We start from the raw sequence: 23,996 nt of genomic DNA on the forward strand, positions 1-23,996 counted from the left end.
CCTAATGAGAGTTGGCTGTTTTTATTTTGCTTTTAAAATACTATGATTTTGCAATGCTTTATAGAAAGCAAATTATACCAAATTTATTAAAGCATCGTTTAAAATTATTATAGTAAATAAATTGAGGGGGATTTTATTATGTTAACTTGGACACCAACCACAAAAGATTATTACAATAAATTAAATCGTTTACGTAAAAGTCCGGATTTTAAAAAAGATGAAAATGGAATAATGAATAGAGTAGTTTCTGATCCTACAGTTGTTGCCGAATATTCCGTTGATGATTTTAATTTGCACTTTATGCAAGATAATGGTGGTCCTTATGCGCCAGAATCTGAAATTATGAAACGGTTCAAAGGGCCAAAACCGACTAGTTCAGCAGCTAAATTTTGTTTTCAATGGCGTGACCATATGGGATCTATGGGCGTAGATATTTCTGGTGGTGTGATCAACAGTAAAATCTATACTGACAAGACTAATATTCCAATCAGTGTTTATACTCCAGAGTTGAAGAATCCTGATGAAAAAATTGGTGCTTTTATTGCCTATCACGGTGGCGGTTGGATCGGTGGTAATGTTTTGGTAAATGAAAATTTTTGTAAATATATCGCCCAAAAAGCTCATTTACGAGTCTTTAACGTTGATTTTAGATTTGCACCCGAATATCCTGGATTAACAGTAACTGATGATTGTTTTGAGGCCCTTAATTATATTGTGACACATGCAAACGAATTGCACGTTGATACTAATACTGTTGCAGTATATGGAGATAGCGCAGGTGGTACCATTGCTGCTGCGGTAGCTTATATGGATCAAAAAATTGGTCATAAATATGTAACTCATCAAGTAATGTGTTACCCGTGTGTCACTTTGGACAAAGAAACTAATGATCAAATTGCATGGCCAGAATCTAAGTATCATTTAGATAGTTTTATGCAAACTAGATATCAAAAGGATAGTATTTTTTCTTCAAAGGGGATGCCAGCAATCGTTGATGTTTATATCAACGGTGACGACCCGAAAAATCCAAGATTTTCACCATATAATATGACAGATGAAGACTATCAAAATATGCCGAGAGCCTTTATTGCTACGGATGAATTTGATCCATTAAGACCAACTGGATATGCTTATGCCAAAAAATTGGCTGATAACGGTGTTTCTACATATTATTCTAATTATCGAGGAATGACGCATGCCTTTTTAGATAAATTTGGTATTTTTCCACAGGGACAAGAATTTGCAGATCAAGTAGCTAAATGGATTAATTGAGTGTATAACTAGAATAGTTAAGTTGACTCGAAACGGTTAGATTAACTTAATAAACAAAAACAGCCTATGATTATTAAATTAAAAGGCTGTTTTTGTTTGGATTTTTATATTTTGGAGAGCAATTGATGAGAAAACGAAAAAAAGAAAAGGAACACTATTTTTTACGAGGACTGGTTTCTATACTATGGTTATTTTTACAACTATGTAATGTAATTGTTTCTTTGGCGATTTTTGATGCGTATGGTAACACATATTATGCAAAAAATTCTATGGCAATACCGATATTGACGACATTAACGGTCTATTTACTGTTGCGTTGCTTTAATTACTGGATCTGTCGGATTTTGGGATATCATGCGGCTGCTGAATTAAACGAGATGGCGCCGTTTATTGGTTTAGATTCAGAATTACACAGTGGCTTTATCTTGCCTACATTTGTCAAGACTACCAAGGAATATCAAATACTTTATAAATCGCGTAGTAAATTTTTCCAGTTCCTGTTTTATATTTTATTTGTGATTATTGTATCTGGCACTGCAGGGATATTTATGTATGTTTAATTTTTAATAAAAGGATTCCGGATTCTGAGTTAATTATAGTGGGTACACCAGTTGTATTGACGTTGTTATTATACCTGGTTTCTAGAAGTTATTACGTTGTTTTTCCTCAAATTCTTCGATTGAAAGTGATTTTGAGAGAACACGGCCAGCCGGTTTATGGACGAACCAAAAAATAACATTTATTGCTACGATTGGAGGAATTACAAAGTGATATTACTTATATTATTATTTGATATATTACCGATTTCTCTGTATATCTTAACTAGAGTATTTATGAAACGAGATCATGATAATTTAATCGGATTTGATAGAAGTATGGAAAAAGGATATTCAATTTATTTGAAGAAAAATAATAGTTCAAGTGTGTTAAACATCATATTATTTGTTGTATTAGTATGGACGGCATTTATTTTGATTGCTAAACCGTCGTTTATGAAAGTACCATATAGCACTTTTTTATGTTAGAAGGAGCTAGTATCGTTACTTTTATTTCAGGAATGGTATTATGGTTAAAGTCTTACCGTATTGAGCGTTTGATAAAAAGATATCAACAACAGCATCCTTTTGAATACACTAAGCAATATAATAAAAAGAAACGAACTATAGTTATATTACGTAACTTAATGATAATTGATTCATTTGTAAATCTTATTTTTGGCGTACTGCTTATATTAGCGGGATGATTGATCAGATGGGCAATGATATGATAAAAGAAATTTTCAATGCTAGCACAATTAGTTATATAGTTGATAGAGATCTAGAGATTCATAGAAACACCGCTATTAGTTTGATAAAATAAACTAGTATGTAAACAGTAGATTAATTAATAAAAGATGTTTTAGATAGGTCAGGACGTTCAAAATTTGACATTGATACTCTTTAATAAAGTGATGAATAACGAAACAGCCCATTAGACTTAAGTCGAAGGGGTGTTTTTATTATGTATAAAATTTGTAATTTATATTAAAATAGATGATTTTTAAAGATTGTGAGTATATAAAAGAGACAAAAGATAAGTATAAACATGTTAACGCTTTTTTGCTGATTAATGATTACAACGATATATATGATACAATTAATGACATTGAATTTGATTTTTCCAAAGTGAGCACTTATATATCAATGAATGCACAATATATAGTAGGAATTGTGGCTGTTGGATCAGTTATTATTCTGGGACTATGTACTGATGGATTGGGTTTCTTATTTGCTGGGCTTTTGGGAGTAGTTAGAAAGGATGAGCCATAGATCCATTCTAATTATTATTAATTATATAGATATTTGGTGAAGTTTAATGATTTTAATTATCTGTTTTATAGCGTTTTTGCCTACATTTTTATATGCTGTTACTTCAAAATTTATAAGATTAATGAATCGAAATTCATCCAGTCTTATTCAAAGTATAGAAAAAGAGTACCCTGGATATAAAAATTTTGTTAATAAAAAATCGATGATTTGGATAACATTGTCAATATGGCTGTTATTGATAATAGCGATTATGTTTATAAATCCACCATATGCTAGTTTTATTATTTTGGGTGGTATGAGTTTTATTGTGTTAGTCTTAGGCGTTGAAATATTATTTTTATCTTATTTAGGACGTGAGAAGTTAATTGAATATCGTAAATCTCATCCGTTTGAGTATACTAAGGAATATATCAATAAATCAGTTTTGCCAGTTAGAATATTTTTTTCTGTTATGATGATTGATGCTGTGCTTAATCTTATCTTAGAAGCCTGGGTGATAATTGATCACTTTATGTAATAGATTGAATTTAAATGGAATTTAGGTACGCTTTGCTATGTTATAAAGTATAGATAATTGTCCATCTTTACGATAACTAATCTTACCAAGTTAAGATTCAGTGGGTACGTATAAAGTATGCTAATTCAGATGATATCAAGACTAATTTTATCAATGTGACATCTTTGTTTAGGACAATTGTCTTGAATTTTTAGTTAGATACAAATAACTATATTGGCTGATAACCTTGAAACACCGCCATTAGTTTGATAAACTAAAACGGTATGTAAAACATGAATTTTAAACTTAAAGAAAAGAGTTGTTAATAAATGTCAGGACATTCAAAATGGCATAACATTCAGGGTCGTAAAAACGCCCAAGATGCCAAGCGTGGTAAAATTTTCCAAAAGATTTCTCGTGATCTTTATCAAGCTGCAAAAGCTGGTGGAGTTGAACCTGAAAGTAACGCTCAACTTCGATTAGTTATGGAAAAAGCTCGAGCTGCTAACATGCCAAAAGATAACATTCAACGAGCATTGGATAAGGCTTCCGGTGTTGGTGGTGCTAAGTTCGAAGAAATTACTTATGAAGGTTATGGCCCTGGTGGTACCGCCATTATGGTTTCAGCCCTAACTGATAATAAGAACCGGACTGCTGCTGCTGTGCGTTCAGCATTTACTCACCATGGCGGTTCATTAGGTGCTAGTGGTTCAGTATCATACATGTTTGATCGTCAAGGATACATTGTTATCTTGCGTAATGGATTGGATACTGATGAAGACACTATGTTGATGGCTGCTCTAGATGCAGGTGCAGATGATATGAAGACTTCTGACGAAATTTTTGAAATCTTCACTGATCCTTCAGCTTTGCCAGCTGTTCGTGATGCTTTACAAGCTGCTGGTTATGATTTGGATACTGCAGAAGTAACTATGTTCCCAGAAAACACTACTGAAGTTCCTGAAGGTAAGGTTTCTCAATACACGGGCTTAATCGATGAATTATCTGAAAATGATGATGTTCAAGATGTTTATGAAGCTGCAGTATTGCCAGAAGAAGCAGAATAGTTTTAAAAAAGATTCGACCGTCTTGGTCGAATCTTTTTTTATTGCAGTAAAATTGTTTACTTTATCGTATTTAAAAGTGTGAGGTGAAAAATATGATAATAGAAAATTATTTTAGCGATCTATTAAGTGCAGCCATTTTAAAGCAATCTAGTGATATTTATTTTCTGCCCAAGAAGGATGGCTATGATGTGAAATTACGGTTTAAAAATCAAGTAGTGATAAGTGATAGACTTTCTAAATTAGATGGTCGAAAGTGCCTGAATTATTGTAAGTTTCAAGCTGATATGGCTATCAGTGAACATCGGCGACCACAAGTAGGGGCAATGGATTGGTATGTTCAAAACAATTGTTATTCTTTACGTTTGTCCACGGTAGGTGACTTCAATGCTGCTGAATCGTTGGTTATTCGAATTATTTATCCATTGAATCGAATTAATCAATCCACCTTTTTTCCAGAGCAACTTAACCAATTGGTTGAATTAACCAAACAACGAGGACTAATTGCTTTTGCTGGTCCTACTGGATCGGGAAAAACCACCACCATATATCATTTAGCCAAAAAAGTAGCTCAAGAACAGTTAGTGATGAGTATTGAAGATCCCGTTGAAATTGCGGAATCTGATTTTTTACAGTTGCAAGTTAATGAAGCAGCTGGGATGGGGTATTCAGAGTTAATTAAAGTTGGGTTACGGCACCGACCAGATGTTTTTTTAATTGGAGAAATTAGAGACGAAATCACTGCTAATGCTGCTATTCAAGCAGCCTTAAGTGGTCATTTAGTGTTAGCCACTGTTCATTCTCAGGATCCTTGGGGAATCATTAAAAGAATTAGTCAACTAGGAATCACTCAGGAGTACATTAATCAATCAGTTACGGGATTAGTTTATCAACGATTAATTCCTGATATTGACGGTAATTCGCAATCACTGATGGCAATTCATCATTTAAAAGACAGTGCAGCTGAACCTTATCAATGGGAGGAGTGGCAACAAAATCTTGAAACAATGGTCGATTCCAATCAAATCACGAAAGAAACAGCTAAACAATTCGCAACAGGTTAAGCCATTAACGGCTAATCAACAGGCTAATTTTTTCAAAAAATTTCAGAATTAATGCAAATTGGTTTTTCACTTTCACAAAGTCTGGATTTTATTATTAAAACTGAACCACAATTAGCTGCCGTATCTTGTCAGGTTATTAACTCTATCAAAATGGGCAATGGGTTTGCAGATAGTATTGTCAGTTATATATCTCAGGAATTAAGCAACCAAATTAAAATTGCCGAAAGTCATGGTCAATTACAGATCACCTTAGCAGAGCTGGCCGAATTTAGTAGTAAGAAATTGGAACAAAATAAAAAACTCAAATCACTGTTAGTTTATCCTTTAATTTTGGGTGTCCTCTTAACAACTCTATTAATTTTAATTGAAATATTCGTTTTACCTCAGGTTAGTCAACTGTCAGGTAAAAGTAATTCACAACATCATTTATTAAAAATCACTGGTGTTTTATTACTAGTAATTTTTTCTATTTGGGGCATGGTTAAATATTTAAACAGTAGGTTACCCTCCAAACGATTTGGCCTCTTAATTAAGTTACCAATAATTGGTAAAATTTTTCGATATTATGTTAACTATTATTTGGCTAGTAATTTAATGGTGCTATTGAAAAATGGGCTTAGTATAAAGGAAATTATATTACTGATTAAACACTTGCCAGCTGATTCCTTAATTTTTGAATTAGGTCAACAGGTGGCTCAACAATTACAAGTAGGTGCTTCTTATCGACAAATCACTTCGCATTATGAAATTATTGCACCAGAGTTGATTGCTTTGATTGATGGTGGCAAAACAGTAACCGAAATGGCTCAATCCATGATGGCGTATTCTAAAACAATGTTTTCTGCTATGGTTCAAGAATCCAATCGATTAATGTCATTTGTACAACCCGTTATTTTTTTGACAATTGGCATTATTATCACAGTAACTTACTTGCAAATTTTATTGCCGATTTATGATTCGGTAAGGATGGTATATTGATGAAAATTAAAGAAAAACTGAAATATAAACGTAAAGCATTTACATTAATTGAAATGACAATTGTCCTCTTTATTATTTCGTTACTGGTTTTAATTATTATTCCCAATCTATCTAATCAACGAAAAAATGCTAATGTAATTCACACCAACACAATGACAGCAGTTGTTCAATCGCAAATTGATGCCTATCTAAGTGAAGGAAAAAATGATAAATCAAAAGTTAATTTTCAAAAGTTAAAGGATGCAGGGTATCTAACTAAAAAACAAATTGAACAAGCTAAATCAGAAGGAATTAGGATTGCCAACAATGAAGCGATTCATTAAACGCAGCGGTTTTACAATGGCAGAAACCATAATTGCATTGGCAGTGACTGGAATAATGGTGATGGCTAATCTGATGATAATTGCAATGATGAAAAATCAAAATCAAATAAAAGAAAAACGCTTTTTTGACACAGTTAGCGTCATAGTTGAGAATATTCAGGCTAGTGCCGAATTAAATAACAGAACTAACAAAATAACTTTTCATGAAAATGGATGTGTAACTTTTACACTTATTAGGAATGATCGTTATTTAATCAAAAAAATTCAAATTCCTACCAGTCTTAAACTCAAGCAAAATCATTCGGTTAATGTTACTAAAAACGGTTTTATCAGCCCACAAACCATTAGATGGTACGGTACAGATGCTCGATTAAAGTACAAACAAAAATTTCAATTAGGGTGGAGTGGATTTAATCTTGAAAAAAATTATTAAAACTGGTTTTACAACGGTAGATGCTTTGATTGGTTTAACTATTATTGTTGCATTTGCATTGTTGTATGCTAAAACTAATAGCTTTATGGATCATAACATGAAAGAAAATGAAGTTAGATTGGAGCAGGCCAGAACTGATTATGAGAAATATAGTAAAAAAACAATTAAATCACAGGAGCGGTTTTCTACTAATTGAGACTTTAATAGGGACCGTTTTTTGTTTATTAGCTGTTTGGACAATAGCATTTGTTCTTACGGCAACCACTAAATTTCATGATGATTCTATTATCAGTTACCATTTGTTTTTGCAACGACTAGAAGGGGACGATTTTTTGTTTACTATTAAAAAATTTTCGGCAACTGAAATTGAATTGCATAGTATAGTAACCGATAAAAATTATAAGTTAACTAAGTATTGTAATTATGTCAGAATAACTGGTATTAAAAAAGGCCACATTCCTGTATTAAAAAACGTTAAAAATATTGAATGGCAACGAAAAAAAGTTAATCAAATTCAAATTAAAGGAGAATTTGAAAATGACAAAAAGTTTAGTTCAACGGTTATTTTCCAAGAATCATAAATTTAGAAATGGTTCTCTTACCGCAGTAGCAATTATTTTTGTCGCAATGTTAACGGTTATATTATTATTGGAAGTTAACCAATATTCGGCTTATATGCAAACCATCAATCAAATTATCAACAAGTATCAATATGTGCAACATTAACAATGATAACCCTTTCATTCCTTTGATAATGCGTGTTTTTAATTGTGAAGTGCTTGAATTATGAGACTAATTTCTGGTAAAATCAATCTAGTATATATAATTAGAAGGGGTTGAGTGTCCTGGCTGAAAAACAAATTCGAGAATTATTTGATATTCTTGACACTTCGTCTACATTTTTACAAGATAAACTGGATCTTTCATATTTAGATTCATTAATTGAAACGTTAGATATTATGTCTAATGTGGATGATGTTGAGGGTGTCGAAGGAATCTCTGACTCTGAATTTGGTTCATTTATTTCTAAAATCAAGACTGTTGATATTGATGCTATGAATGCTGAAACAGTTCGTAAAGCAATTCAAATGGCAGTTTTAAAGGCATCAAGGTCTGATAAGATGCAAGCTAATTATCAAATTACCCCTGATACTATTGGTAATTTAATTAGTTATTTGTTAAGTGGTCTTTATCGCAATGCGGATCATATTACTATTTTAGATCCGGCGATGGGATCAGGTAATTTATTGGGCACAATCACCAATGATTTTCGAAGTAGAGGGGTTAATGTTGATGCTATCGGAATTGAAAACGATGAAGCATTAGCAGAGTTAGCTTCCTTAAATTTTGAACTTCAAAAGTCAGCTGGTAGTTTATATCATGAGGATACAATTCAAGATTTGGTAGTTGGAAATGTGGACACGGTCGTTTCTGATTTGCCAATTGGCTATTATCCAATTGATGAAAATACGGTAAAGTACAAAACTAAGGCTAATAAGGGGCATTCATATGTACATCATTTATTGATGGAATATAGTATGGATCACTTACAACCCGGCGGCTTTGGTATTTTTTTGGTTCCAAGTGAATTGTTCAAGACTGAAGAAGCTAAAGGATTATTAGCTTGGATTCAGCAAACGGTATATTTGCAAGGAATTTTGAATCTACCTACTGAGTTATTTGCCTCCGAGCAGGCCCAAAAATCAATTTTAATTTTACAAAAGCCTGGAAAAACCGCTCAGCAAGTGGAAAAAGTATTGCTAGGTGAATTTCCATCATTTAATAATCCAGCAGAAATGAAACGTTTCTTAACGATGATAGATGACTGGGAAATTAATAATTTTAATAAGAAATCAGGAGATCAATAATGGGAAAATCAATTGCAATTAACGCTGGAAGCTCAACATTAAAATTTAAATTATTTGAAATGCCTTCAGAAAAGGTCATTGCTAGTGGGAATGTAGAACGAATCGGACTAGGATCATCAGACGTAACCATCAAATACGATGACGGTAAAAAATATACTGATACGCTAGATATTAAGAATCACGAAGAAGCCATTCGATTAGTTTTGGATAAGTTATTGAGCTTAAATATTATCAAAGAATACTCAGAAATCACTGGTGTTGGTCATCGAGTGGTTGCCGGAGGAGAGTTCTTCACTGATTCTGTTGTTATCGATGATGATGTTTTGAACAAAATTGAAGAATTAGTAGAATTTGCACCATTACACCAACCAGCTCATGTCATGGGGATTAAAGCTTTCCGTAAAATTTTACCTGACGTAATTAGTGTTGCGGTTTTTGATACCTCATTCCATAGTACTTTGCCAGAAGAAAATTACATGTACAGCTTGCCATATGATTACTATGATCAATATAAAGCTCGTAAGTACGGAGCTCATGGGACTAGTTATCGCTATGTATCTCAACGTGCTGCTGACATGCTTGGCAAACCATTAGAGGATTTGAAGCTTATCATTATGCATCTGGGTGCCGGTGCTTCTTTAGATGCTGTTCAAAATGGTAAATCATTTGATACTTCAATGGGATTTAGTCCAGTGGCTGGTATCACAATGGCCACTCGTTCAGGCGATGTAGATCCTTCTGTATTGCAATACGTAATGGCTAAAGAAGATATTACTGATTATGATGACATGATTGATATTTTAAACCATAAGTCTGGATTGCTTGGTATTTCTGGCATTTCTGCTGATATGCGTGACGTCGATAGTGCAGCTGCTGATGGTAATCATCGCGCTCAATTGGCACATAATATTTTCATTAATCGAGTTGTACGCTATGTTGGTTCATACATGGCTGAAATGAATGGTGCGGATGCTATTGTCTTCACCGCGGGAATTGGTGAAAATGATGCAGATGTTCGCCAAGAAGTAGTTGATCACTTGGGCTTTGTTGGTGCCAAAATTGATCCCGCTAAAAACGATGTCCGTGGGGTTGAACGTAATTTAAGTACCGATGATGCTACTGTTCAAACGTTATTAATTCCAACTGATGAGGAACTAATGATTGTACGTGATATTGAACGTTTAAGATAATAAAAAAGGCGAATATGAAAGTTTATTTCTAGTTAATGAAATCAACTTCATAGACGCCTTTTTATTTACACAAATTAAATGTTATCATTAAATATAATAATTTATTAGCTAAATTGGGGGCATTATTGTGCAATATTTTACTTCGGATACTCATTTTTTCCATGAACAGTTAGTGGGTGTGAACGATTTTTCTAATCGTGATTTTATTGATGCTGAAGATATGAATGAAACTATTATTAGAAATTGGAACACACGAGTAAATGCTGATGATATTGTTTATCATTTGGGTGATATTGCAATGCTTCATACCCGACCAGCGAAAGTGGTTTATCAACGAATTTTTGAAGTATTGAATCAATTAAATGGTCATTTGATTTTAATTAAAGGTAATCACGATAGTAGGGATTTATTTAAATATCTTGATAAGCATAATTATATTTACGGTAATCGCCCTAAATTTGAATTTCATGATGTCGGTGTTTTGATCAAAATGAACCACAGACAGTATTATTTAACTCATTATCCAATGATGTTAGGCATTGTTAAACAAATTATTAATTTGCATGGTCACTTACATCGTTACACGGTTCCTATTAAAGAAAACGTGAATGTTGGTCCCGATTCGGGTGATTTAGATTATTTAACTGAGGATGTACCATTCGGTACGCCATTATCAGAAACTGAAATTGAAAAAATTGTGGAGCAAAAATATATTGATTTTGCAAAAAGAAAATAACATGTTAAATGAAGAAATAATGATCCTTAATACTAATGATATCCATTCTCACTTAGAAAATTTACCTAAAATAACTCGCTACATTACAAATCAGCGAAAAAATAATTTGTTAAAAGGGGTGGAATCGCTCACTTTTGATATTGGGGATGCGTTAGACCGATTTCATCCACTAACCGAAGCAACAAACGGCAAAGCCAATATTCAACTGTTAAATAAATTAAAGCTTGATGGGGCGACTATTGGTAACAATGAAGGTTTAACTAATTCACACAAACAGTTAAACCAATTATATGATGAAGCCAATTTTGATGTTTTATTAGCTAATTTAGTTGACGATCAAACTGGCGATATTCCTAATTGGGCTCAGCCAGCTAAAATCATTGTTACAGCAGCTAAAACTAGAATATTAGTGGTTGGTCTTACTGCCCCTTACGATAATACTTATCCTTTAATTGGTTGGCGTGTTCAAGATCCATTTGAGGTTATGAAAGATATCTTGGTTAAATATAAAGGCCAGTATGATATTGTGATTTTATTGTCACATCTTGGACTTCCTACTGATCGTAAATTAGCTAAACGATTTGTTGAATTAGATGTTATTTTAGGTAGCCACACGCATCATTTATTAGTCAATGGTGAAGTTGTTAATCAATCATTATTAACCGGAGCGGGAAAATGGGGGCAACATATTGGTACAGTTCATTTAACGATAAATCATCATAAAATTATGCAGAAAACGGCCCAAACGATTTCGGTTGATTTAATTGAAAGTAAAGCTAGCGATGAAATTGAGACCAATCACTACCAACAAATGGGAGTTGAGTTACTTAAAGCTAACCAAGTTGCTAAATTATCGTTTTCAATGACGCCACAGTTAATTGGAAATTCGGTTATAGTTAATGAAGCTTTGAAAGCGGAAGCACATAAAGCACATACTGAGGCAGCTATCATTAACACGGGATTATTTTTACGTAGCTTACCAGAAGGTATTGTCACCCAAAATGACATTCATCAAATGTTACCGCATGCTATGAGAGTAATGAAAGTTAGATTAGATGGTTATAATTTATGGCGCCTTATTCAGGAAATGGAAAAGAATCGACGCTTTTTAATTAAATTTCAACAAAAAGGTATGGGCTTTCGTGGCAAGTATTTTGGGGAATTGCATTACTATGGTATTCGGTATGATTATGAAAAGCATCAACTGTTCTGGCGGGGCCAATTAGTTAGTCCGATTGAAACCTATGAAGTAGCAATGCCAGATCACTATTTATACATTCCGTTTTTCCCCACTATTCAGATAATGGGAGAAAATACTATTTATTTTGACGAAGACTTAAGGACGGTTTTTGCTAATTATTTAGCAAAACAATATCCGATTAAATAATAAAATACATGGAGGAAATTTGATTGGATCGTAATGACTTAAAAAAAATCATCGATGAGCGTAATGAGCAACGACATTCCTTAGGTTCTATTACTAGAGAAGATGAAAATAATTTATTGATTAATGATCATAAGTATCAATTGATTGAAAACCATCGAGATAGTTTTGATTTTTTTCAATTCGAACAGCATTTTAATTCAGCTTTTAGTAAATTTGATTACATCGTGGGAGAAACTCAGCAAGATCAATTATTATTGCGGGGGTTTTATGAAGACACTCGAGAGAATGCTACTGGACCGTTTATCTCACAGTTGACTGATATTCGACTAGAAGAATTGGATTTTAGTGAATCGTATTATGTTATTCATAACTTAGAAGCACGTCCGATTCCAGCAGCGCGTAAAAGTAATTCACGTCACCGCCGTTCACGTCACAGTAGACGTAATCGACGTGATAATAATCGTGATTTTAAAGAAAAACGAGTTAAAAAAGAAGGTAGTTCCATCAAGAATAATCAGGGGACTAAAGTGGTGGTTAAAGAACAAAGTAAAAAGGGTAATCACCAATTTGTCATCAAAGAGCGACGAAAGGAAAAGTAACTCCATGAAACAATATGAAGGTTATTTGATTGATTTAGACGGTACAGTGTATGCTGGCAAAACGAAAATACCAGCGGCTAAACGATTTATTGAACGACTTCAAAAAAATAAAACTCCATTTTTATTTGCCACTAATAATTCTACGCAACTACCTAAAGCAGTGAAGCAGAATTTGGCTGATAATCATGATATTTATATTTCCGAATCTAATGTCTATACATCTGGAATGGCTACGGCGGATTATTTAGTTCAACAAGCTAAAAAACATCCAGACAAACCTAGAACTGTTTATGTAGTAGGAGAGGCTGATTTGAAACAAGTGATTATTTCGGCCGGATTTAGTATTGATATCAAAAATCCAACTTATACAGTGGTTGGCTTAGATAGCGATTTAACCTATGAAAAATTGGTCAAAGCGGTTTTGGCCATTCAGGCCGGATCGATTTTTATTGGGACTAACCCAGATACTAATATTCCTAAGGAACGCGGCCATTTGCCTGGCGCTGGAGCAGTGGTTGATTTTGTACGATATGCTACTCAGGTACAACCAATTATCATCGGTAAACCGCAAGCTACTATCTTAAATTCGGCTATGGCAAAAATGGGGATTCAACCGGAAAAAGCAATTATGGTAGGGGACAACTATAATACAGATATTAAAGCCGGAATTAATGCGGGAATTGATACTCTCTTAGTATTTGGTGGAGTTTCTACTCCTGCATCTATTAAATCAGAATTAGTTCAACCAACATATATGGTTGATAGCTTAGACGATTGGAATATTTAAAGTTTCAAACTAAGTCCTGGTTTAATAGCTTTATGGTTTTTATTTTTTTTATTTCCTTAGCCATTTGCATTGTCGTTAATAGTTCCTGGTTATTTTACTATTCAATTCATTGGTTTAATATTACTGGTGCAACTGGATTATCAGTCCACCAGTTAATGAAAGAATATCAAAATATAATTTATTATTTACAAATACCATGGTCACCAGAATTACATTTTTGGTATTTTACTTCCTCTAGTCATGGAATAGAGCATTTTAGGGAGGTAAAACAACTGATTTTATTTAATAATGCGGTTTTAATTATTAGTGGTATCTTTAGTTTTTGGAAATTAAACCAACTTAAAAAGCGGCGCATGTTGTTTACGCTATTAACTCCCTTAAGGATAATGGTTGCTATTATTTTGATTTTGGCAAGTTTTAGCTTGATTGATTTTGACGATGTTTTTGTTAAATTCCATGAACTTTTTTTCCACAATCAGTATTGGCTATTTGATCCCAACGTAGATTCAGTGATTTTAATGTTACCAGATCGCTTTTTTGGACTTTGTTTTGGTTTATTTGGTTTAATTTTATTATTATTGATATTGATGTTGCATATTGCAATTAAACAAGAAATAAAAAAAGCAACTGATAAATAATCAGTTGCTTTTTATTCTGGATCCTTCATTAAAATCCAAAGAACTAAGTAAACGATAATTCCAGGAAATAGTGGAGTGATGGCTAATAGTAAGAAAAGAATTCGAACTAAATTAGCGTTCCAACCAAAATGTTCACTTAAACCACCAATTACACCAGCAATCACACCATTCTTGGAACGATGGATATCAATTTTCATGGTAATACCTCCAAATTTGTTACTAACTAACTTAATAAATTTGTTATCATTAAGTATATTAATAAAATCATAAAAAAGCTACTAAAACACTTTAATTGATTCAATTACGGTATCATTAGTGGTGGATTTTAAAACTGGGAGATTAAAAAAATGATTACAATGAATTTAAACGGTAACATGGGCAATCAACAAGTACGATTATCAGATGGTAATTATGGTCAATTATCTGGAGTTCGTGTATTTGGAAGTATTCCGGGTACCGTACAAGCAATCCAGTGGACCTTTATCCCTGCTGCAGCCGAACTAGAAGGTTTTGTTTTTGCTGGTAGTTTTGAAGAGGGACAAGTCATTCGCTCAATTAATGGTAAAAATGAATATAAAATTCATTTCAGCTAGTGATAAAATTAAAGACTCTGATTTTTAGGAGGCAAACACAATGAGTGTCGGAATTGATAAAATTGGTTTTTATACCCCCAAATTTTATATAGATATGGTTGACCTGGCGCATGCACGAAATGAAGATCCTAACAAATACTTAGTTGGAATTGGTCAAACAAGGCAGGCAGTAGCACCAGTTACACAAGATATTGTTACGATGGCGGCTAATGCAGCGGCTACCTTTTTAACGGCTGAAGATAAGCAAAATATTGAAATGATTATTTTTGGAACTGAAAGTGGTATTGATAATTCCAAAGCAGCGGCCATGTATTTGCAAAATTTATTGGAATTATCGCACGAAGCTCGTGCATTTGAAATTAAACAAGCTTGTTATGGAGCCACGGCTGGCCTGCAAATGGCGGTAGATTTTGTTAAATTGCATCCTGAAGCAAGTGTTTTAGTGGTGGGAGCTGATATTGCTAGATATGGTATTAATACTCCTGGTGAAGTTACTCAAGGCGCTGGGGCAGTGGCAATGCTAGTTAAAAGTAATCCAGACCTAGTGGAAATTGAAGAACCTAGCACATTTTACTCCGAAGATATTATGGATTTTTGGCGCCCATTGTATCGTTCAGAGGCGATAGTTGACGGACATTATTCTAATAATATGTATATCGACTTCTTTACTAAAACTTGGGAGCAATATCAACAAAAAACGAATCAAACAATGAATGATTTTGATGCTTTCTTGTTTCATTTGCCTTACACTAAAATGGGTATTAAAGCATTAAGAACTATTTTAACTGATGATGATCACTCTCAAAAAATATGGCAGGAATTTGAGGCCGCTAAGAAGTATAATGCTGAAGTTGGTAATATTTATACGGGTTCTTTATATTTAAGTCTTTTATCTTGGTTAGCTAATTCAACGAATGTTAAACAAGGCAACCATATTGGATTATTTAGCTTTGGCTCTGGCGCCCAAGGAGAATTTTTTGCGGGTAGAATTGGACCAGCAAAAAAACGCTTGGAAATTAAAGATCAAGTTGATGAAATGTTGGCTGATCGAACATTGCTTTCAATTGATGAGTATGAAGAAATTTTCAATGCTCGAAAACCCTTTGAATCGGCAGACTACCAGTTAGATACTAGCTCCGAAAATGCTAATTATTATTTACTAGGTCAAAAAAATCATCAATTGATTTATAAAAATGCGAATGAAAAATGATTTAATCATTGAATTGTTCGTTTATTTTCGTTAAAATAAAGTAAAATATTTATTCGGAGGAACCCACTATGAAAAATGTCTACCTTGCTGCTCCTTTTTTTAGCGATGAACAAGTTGCTAGAGTAGAATCGATTGAAAAAGCTTTAGCTCAAAATCCTTCAATTGGAGAAGTGTTCAGTCCTAGAAAAAACCAATTGGAACAATTTGAATATGGATCACCTAAGTGGGCTTCAGAAGTTTTTAAACACGATATTTCTAAGATTGATTGGTGCGATATCGTTGTTGCTATCGTTGATTTTACAGATGATAACGTTGATAGTGGCACTGCGTTTGAGTTAGGGTATGCATACCAGGCACAAAAACCAATTATTATTTTCCATGAAAAAGATACTATTTTAAATATTATGGTTTCTGAAAGCCTAACTTCTCATTTAACTACTCCTAATCAAGTAGAAGACTACAATTTTAATGAACTTACCAAGATACCATATGTTGGTAAAGTTATTTAACTAATAAAAAACCTACCCCGAGGGTAGGTTTTTTATTATGAGATATTGTTACGATAAAGCCCAACGACTTTACCAAGAATTGAAACTTTAGTTAAGATGATGGGAGCCATGGTATCATTTTCTGGTTGAAGACGATAATGATCACTTTCCTTGAAGAATCGCTTACAAGTTGCTTCATTTTCATCGGTCATAGCAATGACGATTTCACCGTTTTCAGCGGCAGCTTGTTTCTTAACGATTACGTAATCGCCACTTAAAATACCAGCATTAATCATACTCTCGCCACGAATTTTCAACATAAACAATGGTTGTTCAATACGACTAAGTTCTGGTGGTAGAGGAAAATAATCCGTAGCTTCTTCTACTGCTAAAATGGGTTCGCCGGCAGTTACTGTTCCTAAAACGGGGATTTGTTTTTGATCTGGTTCGATTCCTAAAACATCAAGACCGGCAGGAGTTACTTCAAGGGCGCGGGGCTTAGAAGGATCTTTAATAAGTAATCCTTTTTTTTCTAATCTTGCAATGTGACCGTGAACAGTTGAAGTTGAAGAAAGGGAAACAGCTTCACCAATTTCACGAACAGTTGGTGGATAGCCGTGTTCGTTCACTTTTTCCCATATGTAGTGTAGAATTTGAATCTGCTTATTTTTTGGTGAGTCCGTCATGTTTTTTACCTCAGCTAAATTTCGTTTGAATAGACTGATGTTATCACATTTTTCTCTTTTTTTCAAACAGATGTTCGGTAAGCATGACAAAACCGAAAAAAATCAAAAATGTTATAATACATAATAAGAATATTGATGGAGGATGACGAAATGACAGAAGAAAAACAAAACAAAATGGAACAAATTGAAGATGAGGTCATGAAAGAAATTGTTCCTCGAATTAATGAACTGGCTAAAAAGGCTAAAGCAGAAGGGTTAACTGAGGTAGAAAAGCTTGAACAAAAGGATCTTCGGCAAAAATATTTAGAGAGATTTCGTAATAATTTTAAATCTCAAATTGAAATGATGAAAATTTACGATAAAGAAGGCAAAGAAGTTACTTCTGATAAGGTAAAGGATGTTCAACGTAAAAAGGGATTAAGAGACGATTAATCATTAAATAAAATTTATTTTAATCCACCTTTTATTTTAGGTATTAATTGTGTAGAATTAAAAGGGTGAGATAATAAAGGAGGACTGCATTTTGCCAACTTGGATTTGGATCTTGTTAGTTATCCTCGCCTTAATCGGTGGATTAGCTGGAGGTTTCTTTGGCGCTCGTCGTTACATGAAAAAATACCTTCAAGACAATCCTCCTATTAGTGAGGACCAATTACGCTCAATGATGATGCAAATGGGTCAAAAACCATCGCAAAAGAAGATTAATCAAATGATGCATACGATGAAAGCCCAAGCAAAAAATTCTAAATAGAAAAAGCCTGCCAATTGGCAGGCTTTCTATTTTTTAGCAGGATCAATATATTTAAAATCAGGATTAATGGATTTATCTAATTTATCGAAGGCAGCTTGCATTTGCTTTTCAATTTTGGCTTGTTGTTCTTCAGTTAACTTGGTTTTACGGTCAACATAGATAGGCTCGCCAAATTCTACTGTAATTCTTTTACGACTAAAAAGTTGTTTGAAAGTTAAAGGACCTTGATAGACAGTAGGAACCAAAGGGACTCCAGTTAGTTGAGCAATTAAAGCTGCACCACCTTTGAGCTCTTCTGAATGACGTGTTCCTGATGGAAACATTATTAGTGATAAATCACTCTTTCGAAGCATTTTAACTGGAGTTTTAATTGCTGAAGGACCCGGATGATCTCGATCAACTGGAAATGCATTACAATTGACTAAAATCCATTTAATAATCGGATTCTTAAATAGTTCTTGTTTAGCCATAAAACCAAATTTTTTGGGACTAGCAGCTAAAGCGTAGTAAATGGGATCAAACCAAGTTCGGTGCGGTCCCACCAAAATATAATTTCCTTTTGGTAAGCGTTCCTTGTGTTGATAATGAGCATTACCATTGATTATAAAAAGGAAAATTCGAATTAAAACTCTTAATATTGAATATAGCAAAGTTATTCTCCTCAAAATGAAATCTATTATTTCAATCTTACGTATTATCCAATAATTTATCAAGAAAATTTGTTACTTAAGTTAGGAAAGATAAACATGGTGAAATTAAAAGCAGACGAACGAATTGATCAATTATATAGCCAAAGTGTTTCTATTATTCAAAGTCCAAATGTTTTTTCATTTTCTTTAGATGCCGTACTTTTGGCTAATTTTACTGTCATTACTAAAAAAGATAAAAATATTGTTGATTTATGTGCGGGCAACGGAGCAGTTGGTTTATTTTTATCTACTCAAATTAACCCTGATGCTCATATTTATAGTATTGAACTTCAATCAGAATTAGCTGATATGGCCACTCGTAGTCTTGAATTAAACCATCTAGAAAAACAAATAACAATCATTAATGCGGATTTAAAGGATAGTTTTAACTATCTTAAGAAGGATTCAATGGATGTGGTAACTTGTAATCCACCATATTTTGTTAACTATGATTCTAGTCAAAAAAATCCTAATCGTCATTTAGCGCTGGCCAGACACGAATTAACCACTAATTTGGCCGAAGTCGCTGAAATCAGTGCTGGGTTATTAAAAATGAACGGAAACTTTTTTTGTGTTTTTCGCCCAGATCGCCTGACCGATTTATTAGAAACGTTACGTAAATATCGATTAGAACCTAAAATTGTTCAATATGTTCGACCACATGAAAATAAAGACGCTAATATGGTATTGGTCAAGGCTATTAAAGATGGTAAGCGTAACGGAGTCAAGGTAATTCCAGATATCATTGTATATGATGGTGATCAATATTCTCAACAAGTAAAAGAGATGTTATATGGAAAGTAGTAATAAACAATTTATGTACGTTATTGAGTGTGAAGACGGTAGTTTATATACGGGGTACACTACGAATGTTAAAAGACGTTATCAACAACACGTCACCGGTAAAGGGGCTAAGTATACCCGGGCTCATCGACCTAAACAATTACTTTATCAAGAAGAGTTTGTGGACCAACATAGTGCTATGCATGCTGAATATCAATTTAAACAATTGAGTCGAACTCAAAAGATGCAATATATTAAAAAACATCAGTCTAAAATCACGGATTAAGGGGTTAAATAGTGATCTCTTAATGGTATAATTGATATAGACTAATATTAGTCTAATAGATTAATAAATCCAGGAGGTTGTGTTATGAAAATTGTTGCATACGGTATTCGTGATGATGAAAGACCATTTTTAAATCAATGGGCTGAAGAAAATCCATCTGTCGAGGTAATTGGCAACAGTGAACTTTTAGACGATGAAACTGTCGTAGATGCTAAAGGGGCAGATGGCATTGTGGTTTATCAACAAAAACCATATACCGCTAGTGTGATTGATAAACTTGGTGAATATGGAGTTAAATTCATGTCACTAAGAAATGTCGGTATTGATAATATTGATGCTGATGCCATCAAACGTAATGGTATTTTAGTAACTAACGTACCAGCATACTCACCAGAGGCCATTGCCGAATATACGGTTGCTACACTCATGGCATTACTTCGTCGTTTTAAGAATTTTGCCCATAAAGAAGCTAACGGTAACATGAAATGGGCTCCGGATTTGGCTGATGAGTTGAATCAAATGACAGTTGGGGTATATGCAACTGGTAAAATTGGTCGCGCTGCAATTAAGATTTATCAAGGATTTGGGGCTAAAGTTATTGCTTACGATATTTTCCATAACCCTGAATTAGAAGCAGAAGGGATGTATGTTGATACTCCCGAAGAATTATATGCACAAAGTGATGTTATTTCCCTTCACGCGCCAGCAGTAGCTGAAAATGAACATATGCTAAATGATGAAGCTTTTTCAAAAATGAAGGACGGCGTTTGGATCTTAAATCCTGCTCGTGGTAGTTTGATTGATACCGATGCTTTACTGCGTGCCTTAGATAGTGGCAAAGTTGCTGGTGCTGGTTTAGACGTTTATGAAGATGAAGTTGGTATTTTTAATAATGATTTGGGTAGTTTTGATAATATCCCTGATGAACGCCTTAAGAACCTAATGAAGCGTGAAAATGTAATCGTGACACCACATATTGCTTTTTACACTAAAAAAGCTGTTAAAAATATGGTTTACTTTGCTATGAATGCAAGTAAAGACCTTAATGAAACCGGCACTTCAGATAAATTAGTAAAATTCTAATTTAATTTTTTCGAAATTTAACTTGATTAGTAAGTTATTTTTGGCTATAATTTTAAGGTATGTTAATACACACCCGAACGGACGCTTAATCGGTGCCAGCAATGGTTAATTAAACGAAGGATGTTCGGGGAGGAAAAAAACTATATGGAGGCTATATAATGGCTGTTATTTCTATGAAACAATTATTAGAGGCTGGTGTTCACTTCGGTCACCAAACTCGTCGTTGGAACCCTAAGATGAAGCAATATATCTTTACTGAACGTAATGGTATTTACATCATTGACTTACAAAAGACTGTTAAGTTGATTGATACTGCTTATAACTTTATGAAGGACGAAGCTTCTAAAGGCGCTGTTGTTTTGTTTGTTGGTACTAAAAAACAAGCACAAGACTCAATCGCTGAAGAAGCAACTCGTGCTGGTCAATTTTACGTAAACCACCGTTGGCTTGGTGGAACATTGACTAACTGGGATACTATCCAATCACGAGTAAAACGTCTTAAAGACCTTAAGAAGATGGAAACTGATGGTACTTTTGACCGTCTTCCTAAGAAAGAAGTTTCATTACTTATTAAGCAACGTGAAAAATTAGAACGTTTCTTAGGCGGTATTGAAGATATGCCACGGATCCCAGATGTATTATTCATCGTTGACCCTCGTAAGGAACAAATTGCTGTGCACGAAGCACAAAAATTGAACATTCCTATCGTTGCAATGGTTGATACTAACACTGATCCTGACCAAATCGACGTTGTTATTCCTTCAAATGATGATGCTATTCGTGCTGTACGTTTGATTACTGCTAAGATGGCTGATGCTATTATTGAAGGTCGTCAAGGCGAAGACGACGTTGAAGAAGAAGTTTTCGTAAAAGCTGAAAAAGACGAAAACGGCGAAGAATCAATCGAAGAAGTTGTTGTTGAAGAAGACAACAAATAATTTAAATTAACGCTAAACAATGGGCTGACTCATCGCTTTGGACCTTACTGGCCTAGTGGGGGTCAGCTCTTATTTATTAGGAGGTCATGAATAATGGCAAAAATTTCTGCTGCTCAAGTTAAAGAATTACGTGAAAAAACCGGTGTTGGTATGATGGACGCCAAAAAGGCTTTAGTTGCCGCTGACGGTGATTTTGCTAAGGCTACTGATATTCTTCGTGAAAAAGGTGCTGCTAAGGCTGAAAAGAAGAATGATAAGGTTGCTGCAAATGGTTTAGCACGAGTTGCTATTCACGATAATGTTGCTGCTATTACTGAAATCAATTCTGAAACTGACTTTGTTTCAACTAATGATACTTTTAAGGACCTAGTTGACATGGTTACTGATGTTATCGCTCTTAAGAAACCAAGTTCAATTGAAGAAGCTTTAGCATTGCCAGCAACTAAGGGTACTATTAACGATGCTATTGTTGAAACTACTCAAATTACTGGTGAAAAAGTTACTCTTCGTCGTTTCCAAATTGTCGAAAAAGCTGATAACGAAGTATTTGGTGACTACCTACACAATGGTGGTTTGATTGGTGCACTTACAGTTATTGAAGGTGCTGATGAAGAAGTTGCTCGTGATATTGCAATGCACGTAGCTGCTACTAACCCAGAATACTTGAACAAAAATGACGTTCCTGCAGATCGACTTGCTCATGAAAAAGAAGTTCTTACTAAGGAAGCCTTAAACGAAGGCAAGCCTGAAAAGATTGTTGAAAAAATGGTTGAAGGCCGTCTTCACAAGTTCTTGGCTGAAATTTGCCTTGAAGATCAACAATTCGTTAAGGATCCAGATCAAACCGTTGCTGAATACGTAGCATCAAAAGGTGGTTCAATTAAGACCTTTGTTCGTTACGAAGTTGGTGAAGGTATTGAAAAAGTTGAAAAGAGCTTTGAAGACGAAGTTCGCGAACAAATGAATAACTAATTTTTTCTTTAAAAAATTAGATTCAGTTTCGAAATGAAACCTACTGATGTATTTTAATATCAGTAGGTTTTTTATTTGGGTGGAATTATTGTTGTCACTGCCCTTATTATGCTAAAATTGAATGTAATGATTAACAATGGGAGGCAGTTTGATGTCTGAAATTAAATATAAACGGATAGTCCTAAAATTAAGTGGGGAAGCTCTCGCTGGCGATACCGGATTTGGTATTAACCCACCAGTGATTAAAACAATTGCTGAAGAAATCAAAGCGATTTATGAACTAGGAATTCAAATCGGTATTGTTGTTGGTGGCGGTAATATGTGGCGAGGCGAAGCCGGTGCTGAAATGGGAATGGAGAGAGCTCAGGCAGATTACATTGGCATGCTAGGAACCATTATGAATGGTCTGGCTTTACAAGACAATCTCGAATCAATTGGGGTACCAACTCGTGTGCAAACTTCAATTGAAATGCGTCAAATTGCTGAACCATATATTCGTCGTAAAGCAGTCCGACATTTAGAAAAGGGTCGGGTAGTTATTTTTGCTGGTGGAACTGGTAACCCATACTTCTCTACTGATACAACAGCAGCTTTACGTGCGGCAGAAATTGATGCAGATGCTATTTTGATGGCTAAAAATGGTGTTGATGGTATCTACTCTGATGATCCACGTACGAATAAAGAGGCCAAAAAGTTTGATACCTTAACTTACATGGATATTCTAAACAAAGGTCTTAAGGTAATGGATTCAACTGCTAGTTCATTATCAATGGATAACAATATTCCATTAGTTGTGTTCAACCTAAATGAGGCTGGCAATATTAAGAAAGTTGTTACTGGTGATAACATTGGAACAACGGTAAAGGAGAAATAA

At 34.1% G+C, this 23,996-nt stretch carries 33 protein-coding genes; 30 read left to right on the forward strand and 3 right to left on the reverse strand.

Going from position 1 to position 23,996, the window contains the following annotated elements; all coding sequences use genetic code 11:
* The first annotated feature begins 138 nt into the window (after nucleotides 1–138).
* The 19 genes from HII32_RS06175 to HII32_RS06265 all read left to right on the forward strand — a co-directional run bounded on the left by HII32_RS06175 (nucleotide 139) and on the right by HII32_RS06265 (nucleotide 14,643).
* The gene (locus HII32_RS06175) at nucleotides 139–1,272 is read left to right on the forward strand and encodes an alpha/beta hydrolase (RefSeq protein ID WP_172189399.1); all 1,134 of its coding nucleotides are present in this window, start codon (nucleotides 139–141) and stop codon (nucleotides 1,270–1,272) included.
* Nucleotides 1,273–1,397: 125 nt separating this feature from the next.
* Complete coding sequence (locus HII32_RS06180) at nucleotides 1,398–1,832, forward strand: hypothetical protein (RefSeq protein WP_172189401.1); 435 nt, start codon at nucleotides 1,398–1,400, stop codon at nucleotides 1,830–1,832.
* A gap of 458 nt (nucleotides 1,833–2,290) precedes the next feature.
* Nucleotides 2,291–2,515, forward strand: coding sequence for a hypothetical protein (locus HII32_RS06185; RefSeq protein ID WP_172189403.1), 225 nt, complete (start codon nucleotides 2,291–2,293; stop codon nucleotides 2,513–2,515).
* A gap of 289 nt (nucleotides 2,516–2,804) precedes the next feature.
* Nucleotides 2,805–3,080: a hypothetical protein gene (locus HII32_RS06190; protein WP_172189405.1), complete on the forward strand. Its 276-nt coding sequence runs from the start codon at nucleotides 2,805–2,807 to the stop codon at nucleotides 3,078–3,080.
* A 46-nt stretch (nucleotides 3,081–3,126) separates the two neighbouring features.
* On the forward strand, nucleotides 3,127–3,597 hold the full coding sequence (locus HII32_RS06195) for a hypothetical protein (protein ID WP_172189407.1): 471 nt from the start codon (nucleotides 3,127–3,129) through the stop codon (nucleotides 3,595–3,597).
* Between the two features lie 308 nt (nucleotides 3,598–3,905).
* Nucleotides 3,906–4,643 (forward strand): YebC/PmpR family DNA-binding transcriptional regulator, encoded by a 738-nt coding sequence (locus tag HII32_RS06200; protein ID WP_172189409.1) that lies wholly within the window; start codon nucleotides 3,906–3,908, stop codon nucleotides 4,641–4,643.
* Between the two features lie 92 nt (nucleotides 4,644–4,735).
* Nucleotides 4,736–5,704: a competence type IV pilus ATPase ComGA gene (gene comGA / locus HII32_RS06205; RefSeq protein WP_172189411.1), complete on the forward strand. Its 969-nt coding sequence runs from the start codon at nucleotides 4,736–4,738 to the stop codon at nucleotides 5,702–5,704.
* Nucleotides 5,705–5,743: 39 nt separating this feature from the next.
* A complete protein-coding gene (locus HII32_RS07925) occupies nucleotides 5,744–6,682 on the forward strand; it encodes a type II secretion system F family protein (protein ID WP_343034683.1) in 939 nt (312 codons plus the stop codon).
* Entirely contained in the window at nucleotides 6,682–7,005 is a 324-nt protein-coding gene (gene comGC / locus HII32_RS06215; protein WP_172189415.1) for a competence type IV pilus major pilin ComGC, read from the forward strand. The genes HII32_RS07925 and comGC overlap by 1 nt, the downstream gene beginning before the upstream one ends.
* Nucleotides 6,980–7,438 (forward strand): type II secretion system protein, encoded by a 459-nt coding sequence (locus HII32_RS06220; protein WP_172189417.1) that lies wholly within the window; start codon nucleotides 6,980–6,982, stop codon nucleotides 7,436–7,438. The genes comGC and HII32_RS06220 overlap by 26 nt, the downstream gene beginning before the upstream one ends.
* 107 nt (nucleotides 7,439–7,545) lie before the next feature.
* Nucleotides 7,546–8,019 (forward strand): hypothetical protein, encoded by a 474-nt coding sequence (locus HII32_RS06225; protein ID WP_172189419.1) that lies wholly within the window; start codon nucleotides 7,546–7,548, stop codon nucleotides 8,017–8,019.
* Nucleotides 7,976–8,164 carry a hypothetical protein gene (locus tag HII32_RS06230; RefSeq protein WP_172189421.1) on the forward strand — a complete coding sequence of 63 codons (189 nt, stop codon included), beginning with the start codon at nucleotides 7,976–7,978 and terminating at the stop codon, nucleotides 8,162–8,164. The genes HII32_RS06225 and HII32_RS06230 overlap by 44 nt, the downstream gene beginning before the upstream one ends.
* 110 nt (nucleotides 8,165–8,274) lie before the next feature.
* Nucleotides 8,275–9,306: a class I SAM-dependent methyltransferase gene (locus tag HII32_RS06235; protein WP_172189423.1), complete on the forward strand. Its 1,032-nt coding sequence runs from the start codon at nucleotides 8,275–8,277 to the stop codon at nucleotides 9,304–9,306.
* The gene (locus HII32_RS06240) at nucleotides 9,306–10,496 is read left to right on the forward strand and encodes an acetate/propionate family kinase (protein WP_172189425.1); all 1,191 of its coding nucleotides are present in this window, start codon (nucleotides 9,306–9,308) and stop codon (nucleotides 10,494–10,496) included. Before HII32_RS06235 ends, HII32_RS06240 begins: the two co-directional genes overlap by 1 nt.
* A gap of 127 nt (nucleotides 10,497–10,623) precedes the next feature.
* Nucleotides 10,624–11,232, forward strand: coding sequence for a metallophosphoesterase (locus HII32_RS06245; protein WP_172189427.1), 609 nt, complete (start codon nucleotides 10,624–10,626; stop codon nucleotides 11,230–11,232).
* A complete protein-coding gene (locus HII32_RS06250; RefSeq protein WP_343034672.1) occupies nucleotides 11,216–12,619 on the forward strand; it encodes a bifunctional metallophosphatase/5'-nucleotidase in 1,404 nt (467 codons plus the stop codon). Before HII32_RS06245 ends, HII32_RS06250 begins: the two co-directional genes overlap by 17 nt.
* Nucleotides 12,620–12,642: 23 nt before the next feature.
* On the forward strand, nucleotides 12,643–13,218 hold the full coding sequence (locus HII32_RS06255; RefSeq protein WP_172189429.1) for a YutD-like domain-containing protein: 576 nt from the start codon (nucleotides 12,643–12,645) through the stop codon (nucleotides 13,216–13,218).
* Nucleotides 13,219–13,222: 4 nt separating this feature from the next.
* Complete coding sequence (locus HII32_RS06260) at nucleotides 13,223–14,005, forward strand: TIGR01457 family HAD-type hydrolase (protein ID WP_172189431.1); 783 nt, start codon at nucleotides 13,223–13,225, stop codon at nucleotides 14,003–14,005.
* Nucleotides 14,006–14,037: 32 nt separating this feature from the next.
* On the forward strand, nucleotides 14,038–14,643 hold the full coding sequence (locus tag HII32_RS06265) for a TIGR01906 family membrane protein (RefSeq protein WP_172189433.1): 606 nt from the start codon (nucleotides 14,038–14,040) through the stop codon (nucleotides 14,641–14,643).
* Between the two features lie 11 nt (nucleotides 14,644–14,654).
* Here the strand turns inward: HII32_RS06265 and HII32_RS06270 are convergent, their stop codons facing one another.
* A complete protein-coding gene (locus HII32_RS06270; RefSeq protein ID WP_172189435.1) occupies nucleotides 14,655–14,840 on the reverse strand; it encodes a PspC domain-containing protein in 186 nt (61 codons plus the stop codon).
* A gap of 150 nt (nucleotides 14,841–14,990) precedes the next feature.
* On the opposite strand from HII32_RS06270, the gene HII32_RS06275 reads away from it, so the two are divergent.
* The 3 genes from HII32_RS06275 (at nucleotide 14,991) to HII32_RS06285 (ending at nucleotide 16,955) form a co-directional block, all read left to right on the forward strand.
* Nucleotides 14,991–15,236, forward strand: a complete 246-nt coding sequence (locus HII32_RS06275) for a hypothetical protein (protein WP_172189437.1) — start codon at nucleotides 14,991–14,993, stop codon at nucleotides 15,234–15,236.
* A 40-nt stretch (nucleotides 15,237–15,276) separates the two neighbouring features.
* Nucleotides 15,277–16,446, forward strand: a complete 1,170-nt coding sequence (locus HII32_RS06280; RefSeq protein WP_172189439.1) for a hydroxymethylglutaryl-CoA synthase — start codon at nucleotides 15,277–15,279, stop codon at nucleotides 16,444–16,446.
* Between the two features lie 68 nt (nucleotides 16,447–16,514).
* On the forward strand, nucleotides 16,515–16,955 hold the full coding sequence (locus tag HII32_RS06285; protein ID WP_172189441.1) for a nucleoside 2-deoxyribosyltransferase: 441 nt from the start codon (nucleotides 16,515–16,517) through the stop codon (nucleotides 16,953–16,955).
* A gap of 35 nt (nucleotides 16,956–16,990) precedes the next feature.
* Here HII32_RS06285 and lexA read toward each other — a convergent pair whose 3' ends face one another.
* Nucleotides 16,991–17,620 (reverse strand): transcriptional repressor LexA, encoded by a 630-nt coding sequence (gene lexA, locus HII32_RS06290; protein ID WP_172189443.1) that lies wholly within the window; start codon nucleotides 17,618–17,620, stop codon nucleotides 16,991–16,993.
* Between the two features lie 198 nt (nucleotides 17,621–17,818).
* Between lexA and HII32_RS06295 the strand changes: the two genes are divergently transcribed.
* Nucleotides 17,819–18,052, forward strand: coding sequence for a DUF896 domain-containing protein (locus tag HII32_RS06295; RefSeq protein WP_425483285.1), 234 nt, complete (start codon nucleotides 17,819–17,821; stop codon nucleotides 18,050–18,052).
* Between the two features lie 91 nt (nucleotides 18,053–18,143).
* Nucleotides 18,144–18,371 (forward strand): YneF family protein, encoded by a 228-nt coding sequence (locus HII32_RS06300; protein WP_172189445.1) that lies wholly within the window; start codon nucleotides 18,144–18,146, stop codon nucleotides 18,369–18,371.
* Nucleotides 18,372–18,397: 26 nt separating this feature from the next.
* Here HII32_RS06300 and HII32_RS06305 read toward each other — a convergent pair whose 3' ends face one another.
* A complete protein-coding gene (locus HII32_RS06305; protein ID WP_172189447.1) occupies nucleotides 18,398–19,021 on the reverse strand; it encodes a lysophospholipid acyltransferase family protein in 624 nt (207 codons plus the stop codon).
* A gap of 96 nt (nucleotides 19,022–19,117) precedes the next feature.
* Here HII32_RS06305 and HII32_RS06310 point away from each other — a divergent pair, with 96 nt between their 5' ends.
* The 6 genes from HII32_RS06310 (at nucleotide 19,118) to pyrH (ending at nucleotide 23,996) form a co-directional block, all read left to right on the forward strand.
* Entirely contained in the window at nucleotides 19,118–19,864 is a 747-nt protein-coding gene (locus HII32_RS06310; RefSeq protein WP_172189456.1) for a tRNA1(Val) (adenine(37)-N6)-methyltransferase, read from the forward strand.
* Complete coding sequence (locus HII32_RS06315; protein ID WP_172189458.1) at nucleotides 19,854–20,129, forward strand: GIY-YIG nuclease family protein; 276 nt, start codon at nucleotides 19,854–19,856, stop codon at nucleotides 20,127–20,129. The genes HII32_RS06310 and HII32_RS06315 overlap by 11 nt, the downstream gene beginning before the upstream one ends.
* A gap of 84 nt (nucleotides 20,130–20,213) precedes the next feature.
* Nucleotides 20,214–21,212, forward strand: coding sequence for a D-2-hydroxyacid dehydrogenase (locus HII32_RS06320; RefSeq protein ID WP_172189460.1), 999 nt, complete (start codon nucleotides 20,214–20,216; stop codon nucleotides 21,210–21,212).
* Nucleotides 21,213–21,370: 158 nt separating this feature from the next.
* On the forward strand, nucleotides 21,371–22,150 hold the full coding sequence (gene rpsB, locus HII32_RS06325; protein ID WP_172189462.1) for a 30S ribosomal protein S2: 780 nt from the start codon (nucleotides 21,371–21,373) through the stop codon (nucleotides 22,148–22,150).
* 93 nt (nucleotides 22,151–22,243) lie between these two features.
* The gene (gene tsf / locus HII32_RS06330) at nucleotides 22,244–23,122 is read left to right on the forward strand and encodes a translation elongation factor Ts (protein WP_172189464.1); all 879 of its coding nucleotides are present in this window, start codon (nucleotides 22,244–22,246) and stop codon (nucleotides 23,120–23,122) included.
* Nucleotides 23,123–23,273: 151 nt separating this feature from the next.
* Nucleotides 23,274–23,996: a UMP kinase gene (gene pyrH / locus HII32_RS06335; RefSeq protein WP_172189466.1), complete on the forward strand. Its 723-nt coding sequence runs from the start codon at nucleotides 23,274–23,276 to the stop codon at nucleotides 23,994–23,996.

The organism is Lentilactobacillus kribbianus (assembly GCF_013184075.1).
Classification (GTDB): Bacteria; Bacillota; Bacilli; order Lactobacillales; family Lactobacillaceae; genus Lentilactobacillus; species Lentilactobacillus kribbianus.